Source organism: Pseudomonas sp. B22(2017), from assembly GCF_002113105.1.
GTDB classification, from domain to species: Bacteria; Pseudomonadota; Gammaproteobacteria; order Pseudomonadales; family Pseudomonadaceae; genus Aquipseudomonas; species Aquipseudomonas asiatica.
Map to the genome: position 1 here is coordinate 1 of NZ_NEJN01000012.1, position 15,112 is coordinate 15,112.

Genomic DNA, 15,112 nt, shown 5'->3' on the forward strand with positions numbered 1-15,112 from the left:
CAGCGCAACGTGCATGCGGCGATCTACGACGCCTTGCGCCTGTGCAAGGACTTCTGATCGAGAAAAATCGTCGCCACCGGGCGCGGTCCCTGTGGGAGCGGGTTCACCCGCGAAAGCGTCAGCACAAGCAACAGAGTTGTCTGATCTGACGCATTCGCGGGTAAACCCGCTCCCACAAGGGGCCAATCCCACCTTCAGAGTGGCGCAAGAATCCAGCTGTTGTGGGAGCCTCCCATGTTGAACACCCTTCTACCAATCCTGCTGTTCGCTGCCCTTGGCCTGGCAGTGCTCGGCGCCCTGCGCCGGGTGCGCATGTGGCGGCGTGGCCGGCCGTCCAAGGTCAACCTGATCGGCGGCCTGCTGGCCATGCCGCGCCGCTACCTGGTGGACCTGCACCATGTGGTCGAGCGCGACAAGTACATGTCCAAGACCCACGTGGCCACCGCTGGCGGCTTCGTGCTGTCGGCCGTGCTGGCGATCCTGGTGCACGGCTTCGGCCTGCAGAGCAAGATTCTCGGCTACGCGTTGCTGGTGGCCACGGTGATCATGTTCAGCGGCGCCATCTTCGTCTTCAAGCGCCGCCTCAACCCGCCTTCGCGCCTGTCCAAGGGCCCGTGGATGCGCCTGCCGAAGAGCCTGCTGGCGTTTGCCGTGAGCTTCTTCATCGCCACCTTGCCGGTCGCCGGCATCCTGCCGGCCAACACCGGTGGCTGGGTGATGGTGGGCATTCTCGGCCTGGGCGTGCTGTGGGGCGTGTCGGAGCTGTTCTTCGGCATGACCTGGGGCGGCCCGATGAAACACGCCTTCGCCGGTGCCCTGCACCTGGCCTGGCACCGCCGCGCCGAACGCTTCGGCGGCGGCCGTTCCACCGGCCTCAAGCCGCTGGACCTGGAAGACCCGAACGCGCCGCTGGGCGTGGAAAAGCCGGTGGACTTCACCTGGAACCAGCTGCTGGGCTTCGACGCCTGCGTGCAGTGCGGTAAATGCGAAGCCATGTGCCCGGCCTTTGCCGCCGGCCAGCCGCTGAACCCGAAAAAGCTCATCCAGGACATGGTCATCGGCCTGGCCGGTGGCACCGACGCGCAGTTCGCCGGCAGCCCATACCCGGGCAAACCGATCGGTGAGCATGGCGGCCACCCGCACCAGCCGATCGTCAATGGCCTGGTCGACGCCGAAACGCTGTGGTCGTGCACCACCTGCCGTGCCTGCGTTGAGGAATGCCCGATGATGATCGAGCACGTCGATGCCATCGTCGACATGCGCCGTCACCTCACCCTGGAAAAAGGCGCCACCCCGAACAAGGGCGCCGAAGTGCTGGACAACCTGATCGCTACCGACAACCCGGGCGGCTTCGCCCCTGGCGGGCGCATGAACTGGGCTGCCGACCTCAACCTGCAACTGCTGTCGGAGGTGAAAACCACCGAGGTGCTGTTCTGGGTCGGTGACGGCGCCTTCGACATGCGCAACCAGCGCACCCTGCGCTCGTTCGTCAAAGTGCTCAAGGCGTCGGGCGTGGACTTTGCCGTGCTCGGCCTGGAAGAGCGCGACAGCGGCGACGTGGCGCGTCGTCTGGGCGATGAAGCGACCTTCCAGCAACTGGCCAAACGCAATATCCAGACCCTGGCCAAGTACAAGTTCCAGCGCATCGTCACCTGCGACCCGCACAGCTTCCACGTGCTGAAGAACGAGTACGGCGCCCTGGGCGGCGACTACCAGGTGCAGCACCACAGCACCTACATCGCCGAACTGATTGCGGCCAACAAGCTCAACCTCGGCCAGCACAAGGGTGGCAGCGTCACTTACCACGACCCGTGCTACCTGGGTCGTTACAACGGTGAGTACGAAGCTCCGCGTGCCGTGCTCAAGGCCCTGGGTATCGAAGTGCGCGAGATGCAGCGCTCGGGCTTCCGTTCCCGTTGCTGCGGCGGTGGTGGCGGTGCGCCGATCACCGACATCCCTGGCAAGCAGCGTATCCCGGACATGCGCATGGACGACATCCGCGAGACCGAGGCCGAGCTGGTAGCTGTGGGTTGCCCACAGTGCACCGCCATGCTCGAAGGTGTGGTCGAACCGCGCCCGCAGATCAAGGACCTGGCCGAACTGGTGGCCGACGTGCTGATCGAAGAGGACGCGCCCTCTGCCCCAAAGCCGCAAACGGCCAAACGTGAACCTGCGGAGGTGCACTGATGAGCGACATTATCCGCCGCGACCCACGCGCCGAGTGGATCGCCCGTAACCGTCTGCACCCGCTGCATGCAGCGATGCAGACGCAGCAGACCAGCTGGATGGGGCCCAACGGCCTCATCCGCAAGAACCCCCACGCGATTGCCGCAGGCTTCATCGGCCCGGCCGGCATCAAGCGCATCGACCGCAGCGGCGCCCAGCAGGGCACCGCCGTGGGCGGGCGACGCACGGCGGCGGCCGAAGTCAAGCTGCCGCTGCACCAGGTGCCGGCGCCGGCGTTCTACATCGCCGTGGTGCCGGACATGGTCGGTGGCCGCCTGAGCAGCCACGACCGCGACCTGCTCGGCCTGGCCCACAGCCTGGCCGGCAGCGACGGTGCGGTGCTGGCAGTGGTGTTTGGCGAGCACAAGGAAAGCAACTTTTCCACAGCCGGGGTCGACCGCCTGCTGGTCATCGAAGGTGAGGCTTTCGAAGGTTATGCACCGGAGCAACTGGTACAAGGCCTGCGGGCTGTGGATAACCAGTTCACCCCGCGCCACTGGCTGCTGCCGGACAGCCGCACCGGTGGTGGCGAACTGGGCCGACGCCTGGGCGCGGCACTGGGCGAGCGCCCGGCAACGCGGGTATGGCAGGTCAAGGACGGCCAGTGCATCGGCCGTGCCGGTGCCGGCCAGCAAGACCTGCAGCGCGCCGTACCACGCTTGATCCTGGCGGCGGCCGAGTGCGCCGAGCCGGTCAGCGAAACCCGGCACGAAGCGCTGCCGGTGGAGTTGTCCACAAGCGTGGCGCGCAGCCTGTCGCGCATCGAAGACCTCGGCTCGGTGGCCGTGGACCCGGCCACCATTGCCATGGCTGAAGCCGAGTTCATCGTCTCGGGCGGCAACGGGGTCAAGGACTGGGACCTGTATCACAAGGCCACCGCGGCCCTTGGCGCCACCGAAGGCGCCTCGCGGGTGGCGGTCGACGACGGCTTCATGCCGCGCAACCGCCAGGTGGGTGCCACCGGTACCTGGGTTACCGCGCGGGTCTACGTGGCTGTGGGTATCTCGGGCGCGATCCAGCACCTGCAGGGCATCGGCGCCTGCGACAAGGTGGTGGCGATCAACATGGACCCGGGCTGCGACATGATCAAACGGGCCGACCTGTCGGTAATTGGCGACAGTTCGGCGATTCTCCAGGCACTGATCGAGGCTGTGGACAACTACCGCAGCGGCGGCCAGCGCGACGCGGCATAAGGGCACGAGCATGAGTACGAAAGTGATCAGCCTGGTTTCCATCGGTGCCCACCCCAGCTCCGGCCGCGCTCGCCGCGCCGAGCAGGATGCGCGCGCCGTGGAGCTGGGTTTGCAGCTGGCTGGGGATAACTTGCAGGTGGTGCATGCCGGCGACCCACGGGAAGAGGCGCTGCGCGCCTACCTGGGGATGGGCCTGGACCATCTGGATGTGCTGGAGCAGCCGGCCGGTGCCGACGTGCTGGGCGTGCTCGGGGATTACCTGCGCGATGCCGGGGCACAGCTGGTGCTGACCGGTAGCCAGGCCGAGACCGGCGAAGGGTCGGGCATGTTGCCGTTCCTGCTGGCCGAAAAGCTCGGCTGGCCGCTGATTGTGGGGTTGGCTGAAGTGGAGTCGATCGACAACGGCACCGCCCAGGTATTGCAGGCGCTGCCGCGCGGTCAGCGGCGTCGGCTGAAGGTGCGCCTGCCGTTGCTGGCGACTGTGGATAACGCTGCGCCCAAGCCGCGCCAGAGCGCTTTCGGGCCGGCGCGTCGGGGTGTGTTGGCGGCACGCAACGTGGCTATCGTCGAAGACGAACTGCTGGCCGAAGCCGAACTGCAGCCAGCCCGCCCACGGCCCAAGCGGCTTAAGGTGATCAAGGCCAAGAGCGGTGCCGACCGGATGAAGGCGGCGACGGCCAAGGCCAGTGGCGGCGGTGGCAAGGTGTTGAAGGACGTTTCTCCACAGGAAGGCGCCGAGGCCATCCTCAAGCTGCTGGTGGAAGAGGGCGTGCTGCGCTAGAGCCTCACGCGGTCCCGGTGTAGGAGCGGCCTTGCGTCGCGATGGGCTGCAGCAGCCCCAGCAATCTTGACCCGTAGTCGAGATCCTGGGGCCGCGCTGCGGCCCATCGCGACACAAGGCCGCTCCTACATTCAATACTCAGGATCCACCCGAGCGCTTTTGCCCACCGAATCTGTTCGCCAAGGTGTGGATAAAGTGTTGGCGCATGGCCGCAGCCCTTGTATGACGTGACCTCCAAGCTTTTGATCAAAAAACGATCAGTATTATCCCTGCCTTCGCATGCAAAGCACGGCAGCACCCTGCTGATTTTGCCCACAATCGCTGTTAGCCGGTCTGTGGATAATCTGTTCGGCATCACCTGTAAGCGGCGTAGTCAAAGGCTTTGGCAGATCTGTTCAAAAATTGAACAATCCCGCCCGGATGCTACGCGATGCCTGAAAATCAAGCCCTTGGGTCACTTATCAACAGGGCGATAGCAAAAAGCTCATTGGTTGCCCACAAAGTCTGTTGGTGTTTCTGTGGACAAGATGTATGAACTCCGCTGTAGCCCAGTTAATACGCGACCTTGGCTGATATGGTCAAATAATGATCAAGGTCCTACCTGACATTTTTGCCAGTACGCAAATGTTCAACCAACCATTACCGTATCCACAGGTCTTCGTATTTGTGAATAACTTATGGCGACATACCTGCTAAATGCCGATCGGCAGCACTCTGTACTGGGTACGTATCCCGGCGGCCCCCGTGCTTATGCGCCTTATGGAGTCATGAGCGCCGCCTGCGCACCAGGGCTGGCATTTTGTGGAGAGTATCGGGACCCAGTGACTGGGAATTACCCACTAGGAAATGGCCATCGTACCTACACACCCTCGCTCATGCGTTTCCAGTCACCCGACACGCAAAGCCCGTTCGGCGAGGGCGGGCTCAATGCTTATTTGTACTGCCTTGGTGACCCGGTCAACCACCGCGATCCCACAGGGCAGAAGGCAGAGGATTATGTACTGCCAGTGCTGAGTATCCTTACCAACGTGCTAGGTCTGTTTATCAGCGGGCTACGATTCAGAGCTTTCGTCAAGCAGGTGGGTGCTAGTCGAAGAATTGCCGTGGAAAGCCTTTCACCGTCGATTATGCCGCCAACAAGACAGGATTGGGCTTTGTCCAGCGTGAGTGCGGTCGCTGGCGTTGCGGGGTTGACCATTGGTGTTGTGAGAACGGCCGATCCTGAAAACAACTGGCAGACATGGGCCTTGGCTACGCTGACCGTTGTGTCGCTCGCAACGACGGGCTATGAGGCATGGGGGCTGGCTCAGGAGAAGCCATGGAAACCGGATACGCCTGTCGCTGTGAGGCGGCGAGAATCTCCGCCTACCGCAGATGATGTGAACACTTCAGCGGCCGAGATCAGAGGCATGACCCCATCCCAGAAATACGGATAGCGACATCTGTCGCTATCCGCTTATCCCGGGCAGTTACTGCGCCTGCACTTCTTTCAGGTAAGGCGCAGGTTCCGCGCCCAGATTGTTCAGCAAGCGCTGGCTATACCAGTCAATGAAGTTGACCACGCCAAACTCGTAGGTCTTCGAGTAAGGCCCAGGCTGATACGCAGTGGAGTTGATCCCACGCTGGTTCTCTTCAGCCAAACGACGGTCCTGATCGTTGGTTGCGTCCCAGACCTTGCGCATCTGCTCAGGGTCGTAGTCCACGCCTTCCACGGCATCCTTGTGCACCAGCCACTTGGTGGTGACCATGGTTTCCTGGGCGCTGATCGGCCACACGGTGAACACGATCATGTGGTCGCCCATGCAGTGGTTCCAGGAGTGTGGCAGGTGCAGGATGCGCATCGAGCCCAGGTCGGGGTTCTTGATGCGGCCCATCAGCTTCTTGCATGCCTGCTTGCCATCCATGGTCATCGACACGGTCCCCTTGAGCAGCGGCATGCGCACGATACGGTTACGCAGGCCATGGCTCTTGTGCAGGTACGGGATCTTCTCGGCTTCCCAGGCAGCGGCGGAGGCGGCTACGTGGTCCTTGAAGGCCTGGTCGGCGCGAGGGTCGTTGGTGTCGTCCCACTCCAGCAGGGTTTTCAGCAGTTCAGGGTGCGACCCATTGCAGTGGTAGCACTCGCGGTTGTTTTCCAGCACCAGTTTCCAGTTGGCCTTTTCCATCAAGGTGGTTTGTACCGCCACCTTGGTGTTTTCCATGTCGTACGGTTCCATGTAGTGGTCCAGGGTGGCCAGGAACTCGTCGATGGCGGGCGGGTTTTCCGCCAGGCTGATGAAGATGTAGCCGCCAGCGACCTTCACGTTCACCGGCTTCAGGCCATACTGGTTCATGTCGAAGTCGGCGCCCATTTCAGTGCCGGCGAACAGCAAGCGGCCGTCCAGCTCGTAGGTCCACTGGTGGTAAGGGCAGGCCAGCTTGGCCACCTTGCCTTTTTCGCTGGTGCACAGACGCGAGCCGCGGTGGCGGCAGACGTTATGGAAGGCATGCACCTTACCCTCGGCACCACGGATCACGATGATCGGGTTCTTGCCGATCTGCAGGGTCAGGAAGTTGCCCTTTGTCGGAATCTCGCTTACCAGCCCCGCGATCAGCCACTCCTTGTGGAAGATCTCCTGCATGTCGATCTGGAACAGACGCTCGTCGGTGTAAAAAGGCTGGGGCAGCGAGTAGGTGCGCTCGCGGGTCTGCAGCATCTCGGCGGTGGCCTTGCGTGCAGGTTCCAGTGGATCGCCCAGGCTCAGGGTTGCGGTGACGTCCATCGTGTATTCCTCGGGGCCGTGTGCGGCCGGCAAAAGGTGGCTAATCGTTGTTGTGGTGCCGCAAGGCTGCTCATCAGAAACAGCTAGTTGTTTTGCCGTGGAGTGTGCGTCCGAAGGCGTCATGAACCGTATCCATGGGCGACATGGCCGATTTGAATTACGACGCGCCAGCCCTTGCAGTGCGGGGCTGGTCGCGATAAGCACGCCGATGTCGCTGGCAGGAATGTACGTCGTCTTCAGCTTGCGCATTATCCAAGCCATAAAACGGCCAATAGTCGGCTGCTGGAGATGAACATGTCCGATACCTTCCTCAATCCGGTCACTACCCAGACCTGGGCCAACGGCCGCCACATCGTGCGCTGCGTCAAGGTCATCCAGGAGACCTGGGACGTGCGCACCTTCTGCTTCATGGCCGATCAACCGATCATGTTCTTCTTCAAGCCGGGGCAGTTCGTCACCCTGGAGCTGGAGATCGAAGGGAAGCCGGTGATGCGCTCCTACACCATCTCCAGTTCACCCTCGGTGCCGTACAGCTTCTCGATCACGGTCAAGCGCGTACCGGGCGGCCTGGTGTCCAACTTCCTCCACGACACCATGCACGAAGGCGCCGAGCTGCCGGTGCACGGCCCGGTGGGGCTGTTCAACGCCATCGATTTCCCGGCGCAGAAGGTGCTGTACCTCTCGGGCGGTGTCGGGATCACCCCGGTCATGTCGATGGCGCGCTGGTTCTACGACACCAACGGCAATGTCGACATGGTGTTCGTGCACAGCGCCCGTTCGCCGAAGGACATCATCTACCATCGTGAACTGGAGCAGATGGCCTCGCGCATCCCCAATTTCAGCCTGCACATCATTTGTGAAAAGCATGGCCTGGGTGAGCCGTGGGCGGGTTATCGCGGTTACCTCAACCAGCGCCTGATGGAGCTGATCGCGCCGGACTACATGGACCGTGTGGTGTTCTGCTGCGGCCCGACGCCATACATGACTGCGGTCAAGCGCATGCTCGAAGCGGTCGGCTTCGACATGAAGAACTATCACGAGGAATCGTTCGGTGCGACGCCGCCTGAGGCCAAGGCCGATGCGGTGGAGCATGCCGAGCAGGCTGCCGACGCGCCGGAACTGGATGCGGCCGACCTCAACCTGGTGGAGTTCATCGGCAGCGAGAAGAGCATCCGCATCGCCCCGGGCGAGACCGTGCACGCGGCGGCGGCCAAGGTTGGCCTGATGATCCCGAAAGCCTGCGGTATGGGCATTTGCGGCACCTGCAAGGTGCTCAAGCTGGGCGGCGAAGTGGAGATGGAGCACAACGGCGGCATTACCGAAGAGGACGAAGCCGAGGGCTACATCCTGTCGTGCTGCAGTGTGCCGAAAGGAGATGTGCGGATCGATTACTGATCCGGTGTTCCCAGGGCCGCAAAGCGGCCCTGTTGTGTTTCACAACTGGTATTTCCGACAGTTCCAGATTACCCGAGGTACCAAATAGAATTGCCTCAGTCCTCTTTGAGTATTGAGCATGAACCGTTGCCATTTGCTAGTTGTGGATATGAGCGGTTCAGTGTTTTACGGCAGCCACTGCAGAACACACGGCGCATATGACCCCTATGGTGCACATCCAGGCAATGCTGCTTGGGTACTCGCATTTAATGGCGAGCGCCGAGATAACCTCACAGGCTTTTATCTGCTCGGCAATGGCAGAAGAGCATATAGCTCCGCATCAAGGCGATTCTTGTCTGCAGACCAGCTAAGCCCATTTTCCAAGGGGGGTATCAATGCTTATGCCTATTGCTTGGGAGATCCGGTTAACAGGCAAGATCCGAGCGGAGCATTCAGCATTCTCTCGTTTCTCAAAAGCGCGATATGGCTAGGCTCGCGGATTAAAGCAGCTTGGGCTCGTCCAGCTAGATTGAAGGTGTTGGCTGAAGCGGCTAAGTGGACGGCCGGTATCGGAGGCAGCCTGGCTTTTTACGGAGTACCTGGTGGTAAAGAGTTGGCGACTGCTGGGAGTATTGTGAAGGTCGGGTTAAAAGGACTTTCGGTCGGCAGGTCGCTGAAGAAACAGGTTGAGAATAGTTCTGGGCCTCTCATGATGGATTTGGCTGGGGCTGATTTTTCGCCCTTCGTTGGCCCTACCACCGCCAGCGAGTCTCCAAGCCCCTTGGAGCTTGCTGAACAGATCAGGGCTGTATCTCGTCCAACCCATTCAAGTCCAAGGCAAGGCGTGACAATTCTGCAATCACCGCACGGGCCTGTCGCGCCCCGGTAGCACTCTGCACCGACAGGTCAATGATGTTCGCCAGGTTGCGTCCACTTTCCGCGCCACTTCTTCCACAGCGCTGATCATCTCTATGAGGGTGCTGGCCGCCTGTTCGATTTCGTTGTTCTGCTGCTGGCCGCGGGCGCTTTCGTCAGTCCTTTTCCTGACCGGCGGTTGACCCAGGTCGGAACAAGGGGCCGGCTACCCTGTCAATCTGCGGGTTAGACACTTTGTGAATCCGATATTTAATGGCGATGGGCCGCACTTTTCTTTATCGTGTGCGCCCCTCGCAACAACCTGAGATAGACCCATGCTGGAAGCTTCCCTGAATCAAATCGAGCAACTGGTCAGCGACCTGATGCAGAAGAACGCTCAACTCACCGAGCAGAACGCCGCCCTCGGTCAGGAACTGGCCCAGGCCAAGGAAGAGAACGAAACCCTGCAGCTGTCGCTGATGGAGCAGGAAGAGAAGAACGGCAGCACTGCCGCACGCCTGCAGGCCCTGCTCGAGCGCGCCAACACCGGCGTCGTAGGCGCATGACACTTCGAGCGCAGCCGATCAATGTCGTGTCGATCCTCGGCAACGACTATTCGATCAAGGCGCCTGAAGGCCAGGAAGCGACCCTGGCCCAGGCGGTGCAGATGCTCAACACCGCCCTGGCCCAGACCAAGCGTCAGTACCCGACCCTGATCGGCGACAAGCTGCTGGTGCTGGCCGCGCTGAACCTGTGTTCGCGGCAGATCGAGCTGCAGGATGAGCACCGCAAGACGCTGGAGCGTACACAGGCGCAGATCGATGCCACGGTGGACGCCATCGTGCGGACCATAGCCGAACAATAAGGTCTTACATTGACCTCTGTGGGAGCGGATTCACCCGTGAATGCGTCAGTGCATTCAGCATCGCATTCGCGGGTAAACCCGCTCCCACAGGGTATCTGATTGCTTCAGGTCACTGGATTAACTGGATACGCAAGTGTATACACTTTCCGCAAAACAATAATTATGCGGGGAGTAGGGCATGCGTATCTGGCGTAAAAGCATCCAGTGGCAGTTGATTTCCAGCATGGGCGCAGCCCTGCTGGCGAGCATCCTGGTGGTGGTCATCATTTTCACGGTGGCGCTCAACCGTCTCACCGAACGCTACCTGGTCGATACCGCGCTGCCCGCCAGCATCGAGGCCATCCGCAACGACATCGAGCGCATGCTCGGACAGCCGCTGGTGGCGGCGGCAGATATTGCCGGCAACACCCTGCTGCGCGACTGGCTTGCCGCCGGTGAAGACCCCGCCCATGCCGCTCCATTCATCGAATACCTGACCGCCGCCAAGCAGCGCAACCAGGCCTTCACCACTTTGTTCGTCTCGACCGACACCGGCCACTACTACAACGAGAATGGCCTGGACCGTACCCTCAGCCGCAGCAATCCCAAGGACAAATGGTTCTACGGCTACATCGACAGCGGTGCCGAACGCCTGATCAACATCGACATCGACGGTGCCACCGGCGAGCTCGCGCTGTTCATCGATTATCGCGTGGAAAAGAATGGCCAACTGGTCGGTGTGGCCGGTATGGGCCTGCGCATGACCGAACTGTCGAAGCTGATCCATGACTTCAAATTTGGCGAGCACGGGAAGGTGTTCCTGGTGCGTAACGATGGCCTGATCCAGGTTCATCCGGACGCTGCCTTCAGCGGCAAACGCCAGCTCACCGAACAGCTCGGCGCGGATGCCGCCAAGGTGCTGATGACTGGCGGCGAAGGCCTGCGCAGCAGCCGCTTCAGCCGTGACGGCGAAAGCTACCTGGCGCTCGGACTGCCCCTTCGCGACCTCAACTGGACCCTGGTGGCCGAGGTGCCCGAGGAGGAAATCTACGCGCCAATGCACCAGGCGGTATGGCTGACCAGCCTGATCGGTGGTGCCGTGGCCCTGGTGTCGCTGCTGCTGGTGGTGCTGCTGGCGCGTGGCCTGGTGCGGCCGATCCGCCGCGTGACAGCGGCGCTGGTGCAGATTGGCAGCGGCGCGGGTGACCTCAGCCACCGGCTGGACGATTCACGCCAGGACGAACTGGGCGACCTGGCGCGTGGTTTCAACCGCTTCCTCGACAGCCAGCGCCGGTTGATCGGCGAGGTATTGCACACTTCCGAGCGGCTGCACCTGGCGGTCGAGCAGGTGACACAGGTGGTGGACAACACCGCCGAGCGTTCCGGGCGCCAGCAGGAAATGACCGAAATGGTCGCTACCGCCGTGCACGAAATGGGTTTGACCGTGCAGGACATTGCCCGCAATGCCGGTGATGCGGCCCAGGCCTCGCAGTCGGCGAGGGACGAAGCCCTGCAGGCGCGTGAAGTGGTGCAACGCTCGATCCGTGGTATCGAGGGGATGTCGGGTGATATCGGCAAGGCGGCCGATGCAGTCAGCCAGCTGGCCGAGGAAGTAGCTTCGATCGACGAAGTTCTAGCGGTGATCCGTAGTATTTCCGAGCAAACCAACCTGCTGGCGCTGAATGCCGCCATCGAGGCGGCCAGGGCAGGGGAGATGGGCCGTGGGTTTGCCGTGGTGGCCGATGAGGTGCGTACCTTGGCCCGGCGCACGCAGCTGTCCACCGACGAAGTGCAGCAGATGATCCAGCGCTTGAAGCAGGGCGCGGGTTCGGCTGTGAGTTCGATGCAGGCTGGGCAGCAGGCGACGGGTAGCGGGGTGGAGTCGAGCCAGCGCACCGGAGCGTCATTGGGGGCGATCACTGACCAGGTCGAGCACATCAGCGACATGAACCATCAGGTAGCTACTGCGACCGAAGAGCAGTCGGCGGTGACCGAGGAGATCAATCGTACGGTGCAGGGGATTTCCGACCTGGCGCGGGAGACCGCGGCGGAGGTGCAGGGCTGTCGTGAAGAGTGCCAGGCGCTGCGTGGCTTGGCGGATGACCTGGCGCGGCAGATGGGTTGGTTCAGGCTTTAGATCAGGGCTTCTTCGCGGGCTTGCCCGCCCCCACAGGTACTGCACAGCTCTCGACGGCTGCGATGTTCCTGTGGGAGATTGCCCAGCCCTTTGGGCTGGGCTGTCGCGCAGAGAACCAATATCGCTCGTCTGACGCGTCCTTTGTAGGAGCAGCCTTGTGCTGCGAAGAGGCCGGTACAGCCAATAGACAGGCTTTGTCAGCCCCGGCCTCTTCGCAGCACAAGGCTGCTCCTACAGGGCCTCGCCGAACCAATGAGTCATGTGTTGCTCTATGAGAGCGGGCATGCCCGCGAATGCGGGCTGTCAGGCGCCGATGATGCTGCGGATATCCGCCGCCAGCTCGCGCACCCGCTCTTGCTCGGTATCCCACGAGCACATGAACCGCGCCCCGCCGCTACCAATGAAGGTATAGAACCGCCACCCCTTGGCGCGCAGTGCGTCGATCGCGTGCTCTGGCATCTGCAGAAACACCCCGTTGGCCTCGACCGGGAACATCAGCTCCACCCCCGGCAAGTCACTCACCAGCGAGGCGAGCAACTGCGCGCAATGGTTGGCATGCGTGCCATGGCGAAGCCAGGCGCCATCTTCCAGCAGGCCCACCCAAGGCGCCGACAGGAAGCGCATCTTCGATGCCAGTTGCCCGGCCTGCTTGCAGCGGTAGTCGAAGTCCTCGGCCAGTTGGCGGTTGAAGAACAGGATCGCCTCGCCCACCGCCATGCCGTTCTTGGTGCCGCCAAAGCACAGTACATCGACACCGGCCTTCCAGGTCAGCTCTGCCGGGCTGCAGCCCAGGAACGAGCAGGCATTGCTGAAGCGTGCGCCGTCCATGTGCAGGTTCAGCCCCAGCTCCTTGCAGGTGGCGCTGATCGCCTTCAGCTCGTCGGGGCGATAGACGGTGCCCACCTCGGTGGCCTGGGTAATGGTCACCACCCGTGGCTTGGGGTAGTGGATGTCCTGACGCTTCAGCGCCACTTCGCGGATCGACTGTGGTGTCAGCTTGCCGTTGACGCTGGGCGCGGTCAGCAGCTTGGAGCCGTTGGAGAAGAACTCCGGCGCACCGCACTCGTCGGTTTCGACGTGGGCGGTCTCGGAGCAGATCACGCTGTGGTAGCTCTGGCACAGCGAGGCCAGGGCCAGGGAGTTGGCGGCGGTGCCGTTGAAGGCGAAGAACACCTCGCAGTCGGTTTCGAACAGCTTGCGGAAGTATTCCGCGGCGCGTTCGGTCCACTGGTCGTCGCCGTAGGCGCGGTCGTGGCCATGGTTGGCCTTTTCCATCGCTGCCCAGGCTTCGGGGCAGATGCCGGAATAGTTGTCGCTGGCGAATTGTTGGCTCTTATCTGTCATGACACTGTCCTGTGAACGACGCAGAACAGCACTCTAAACCATCGATTCAGCAGTTGCCTATACAAGCGGTGCATCGGCAGATTTCAGCGGTGCCTGTACTGGGCCTATCGCCGGCAAGCTGGCTCCCACAGGTACTCCACAGGGCTTCAGAGCAATGTCATTCCTGTGGGAGCCGGCTTGCCGGCGATGAGGCCAGAGAGGCCAGTGCAAAACGAATGTCGTAAACGCGCCATTGCAAGGCGTGCGCAGGCATCTGACCCGCCCCGGCCAGTCATAACATCGCCACAAAGGGCCACAGTGCCCCACGACAAAAAACGATCGCTGCCGGGAGATACACGATGTTCAGCAAGCAAGACCAGATTCAGGGTTACGACGATGCACTGCTGGCGGCGATGAATGCCGAAGAACAGCGCCAGGAAGACCACATCGAGCTGATCGCCTCGGAAAACTACACCTCCAAGCGCGTGATGCAGGCCCAAGGCAGCGGCCTGACCAACAAGTACGCCGAAGGCTACCCGGGCAAGCGCTACTACGGCGGCTGCGAGCACGTGGACAAGGTAGAGGCCCTGGCCATCGAGCGCGCCAAGCAGCTGTTCGGTGCCGACTACGCCAACGTCCAGCCGCACTCCGGCTCCTCGGCCAACGCTGCGGTCTACCTGGCCCTGCTGCAGGCTGGTGACACCATCCTCGGCATGAGCCTGGCCCACGGCGGCCACCTTACCCACGGTGCCAAGGTGTCGTCTTCGGGCAAACTGTACAACGCTGTGCAATACGGCATCGACACCAACACCGGCCTGATCGACTACGACGAAGTCGAGCGTCTGGCTGTCGAGCACAAGCCGAAAATGATCGTTGCCGGCTTCTCGGCCTACTCCAAGACCCTCGATTTCCCACGCTTCCGCGCCATCGCCGACAAGGTCGGCGCACTGCTGTTCGTCGACATGGCCCACGTAGCCGGCCTGGTTGCCGCTGGCCTGTACCCGAACCCGATCCCGTTCGCCGATGTGGTTACCACCACCACTCACAAGACCCTGCGCGGCCCACGTGGCGGCCTGATCCTTGCCAAGTCGAACGAAGAGATCGAGAAGAAGCTGAACGCCGCGGTGTTCCCTGGCGCCCAGGGCGGCCCGCTGATGCACGTGATCGCCGCCAAGGCCGTTTGCTTCAAGGAAGCGCTGGAGCCTGAATTCAAGGCCTACCAGCAACAAGTGATCGAAAACGCCCAGGCCATGGCCCAGGTGTTCATCGACCGCGGCTACGACGTGGTTTCCGGCGGCACCGACAACCACCTGTTCCTGGTCAGCCTGATCCGCCAGGGCCTCACCGGCAAAGATGCCGACGCCGCCCTGGGCCGCGCGCACATCACCGTCAACAAGAACGCCGTGCCGAATGACCCGCAGTCGCCATTCGTCACCTCGGGCCTGCGCATCGGTACCCCGGCCGTTACCACCCGCGGCTTCAAGGTCGCTCAGTGCGTGGCCCTGGCCGGCTGGATCTGCGACATCCTCGACAACCTCGGTGACGCAGACGTCGAAGCCGATGTGGCGAAGAACGTCGCGGCCCTGTGCGCAGATTTCCCTGTTTACCGCTGAGTGG

Annotated in this window: 12 protein-coding genes and 1 pseudogene; 11 read left to right on the top strand and 2 right to left on the bottom strand. The window is 62.1% G+C overall.

Annotated features, from left to right (window positions below):
- Nucleotides 1–234: 234 nt before the first annotated feature.
- The 4 genes from dgcB to CAG18_RS20875 all read left to right on the top strand — a co-directional run bounded on the left by dgcB (nt 235) and on the right by CAG18_RS20875 (nt 5,636).
- The gene (dgcB, locus tag CAG18_RS20860) at nt 235–2,187 is read left to right on the top strand and encodes a dimethylglycine demethylation protein DgcB (RefSeq protein ID WP_013970509.1); all 1,953 of its coding nucleotides are present in this window, start codon (nt 235–237) and stop codon (nt 2,185–2,187) included.
- Nucleotides 2,187–3,419 (top strand): electron transfer flavoprotein subunit alpha/FixB family protein, encoded by a 1,233-nt coding sequence (locus CAG18_RS20865; RefSeq protein ID WP_039613190.1) that lies wholly within the window; start codon nt 2,187–2,189, stop codon nt 3,417–3,419. Before dgcB ends, CAG18_RS20865 begins: the two co-directional genes overlap by 1 nt.
- A 10-nt stretch (nt 3,420–3,429) precedes the next feature.
- A complete protein-coding gene (locus CAG18_RS20870; protein WP_003257512.1) occupies nt 3,430–4,200 on the top strand; it encodes an electron transfer flavoprotein subunit beta in 771 nt (256 codons plus the stop codon).
- A 767-nt stretch (nt 4,201–4,967) separates the two neighbouring features.
- Nucleotides 4,968–5,636: an RHS repeat-associated core domain-containing protein gene (locus CAG18_RS20875; protein WP_232873974.1), complete on the top strand. Its 669-nt coding sequence runs from the start codon at nt 4,968–4,970 to the stop codon at nt 5,634–5,636.
- Between the two features lie 33 nt (nt 5,637–5,669).
- Here CAG18_RS20875 and gbcA read toward each other — a convergent pair whose 3' ends face one another.
- Nucleotides 5,670–6,962, bottom strand: coding sequence for a glycine-betaine demethylase subunit GbcA (gene gbcA, locus CAG18_RS20880; protein ID WP_085721456.1), 1,293 nt, complete (start codon nt 6,960–6,962; stop codon nt 5,670–5,672).
- Nucleotides 6,963–7,256: 294 nt separating this feature from the next.
- Here gbcA and gbcB point away from each other — a divergent pair, with 294 nt between their 5' ends.
- The 6 genes and pseudogenes from gbcB to CAG18_RS27565 all read left to right on the top strand — a co-directional run bounded on the left by gbcB (nt 7,257) and on the right by CAG18_RS27565 (nt 12,172).
- Complete coding sequence (gene gbcB / locus CAG18_RS20885) at nt 7,257–8,357, top strand: glycine-betaine demethylase subunit GbcB (protein WP_015268654.1); 1,101 nt, start codon at nt 7,257–7,259, stop codon at nt 8,355–8,357.
- A gap of 148 nt (nt 8,358–8,505) precedes the next feature.
- Nucleotides 8,506–9,225 (top strand): RHS repeat-associated core domain-containing protein, encoded by a 720-nt coding sequence (locus tag CAG18_RS27555; protein ID WP_082810507.1) that lies wholly within the window; start codon nt 8,506–8,508, stop codon nt 9,223–9,225.
- A 301-nt stretch (nt 9,226–9,526) separates the two neighbouring features.
- A complete protein-coding gene (locus tag CAG18_RS20895; RefSeq protein ID WP_085721457.1) occupies nt 9,527–9,757 on the top strand; it encodes a hypothetical protein in 231 nt (76 codons plus the stop codon).
- Nucleotides 9,754–10,056: a cell division protein ZapA gene (locus CAG18_RS20900; protein ID WP_003257516.1), complete on the top strand. Its 303-nt coding sequence runs from the start codon at nt 9,754–9,756 to the stop codon at nt 10,054–10,056. The genes CAG18_RS20895 and CAG18_RS20900 overlap by 4 nt, the downstream gene beginning before the upstream one ends.
- A gap of 223 nt (nt 10,057–10,279) precedes the next feature.
- Nucleotides 10,280–11,308 (top strand): annotated as a pseudogene (locus CAG18_RS27560) (cache domain-containing protein); the annotation flags it as partial.
- Between the two features lie 135 nt (nt 11,309–11,443).
- Nucleotides 11,444–12,172: a methyl-accepting chemotaxis protein gene (locus CAG18_RS27565; RefSeq protein ID WP_371807318.1), complete on the top strand. Its 729-nt coding sequence runs from the start codon at nt 11,444–11,446 to the stop codon at nt 12,170–12,172.
- Nucleotides 12,173–12,475: 303 nt separating this feature from the next.
- On the opposite strand, the gene CAG18_RS20910 is transcribed toward CAG18_RS27565, so the two are convergent.
- Entirely contained in the window at nt 12,476–13,516 is a 1,041-nt protein-coding gene (locus tag CAG18_RS20910) for a low specificity L-threonine aldolase (RefSeq protein WP_015268657.1), read from the bottom strand.
- Nucleotides 13,517–13,854: 338 nt separating this feature from the next.
- Between CAG18_RS20910 and CAG18_RS20920 the strand changes: the two genes are divergently transcribed.
- Nucleotides 13,855–15,108, top strand: coding sequence for a serine hydroxymethyltransferase (locus CAG18_RS20920; protein WP_013970518.1), 1,254 nt, complete (start codon nt 13,855–13,857; stop codon nt 15,106–15,108).
- The last annotated feature ends 4 nt before the right edge of the window (nt 15,109–15,112 follow it).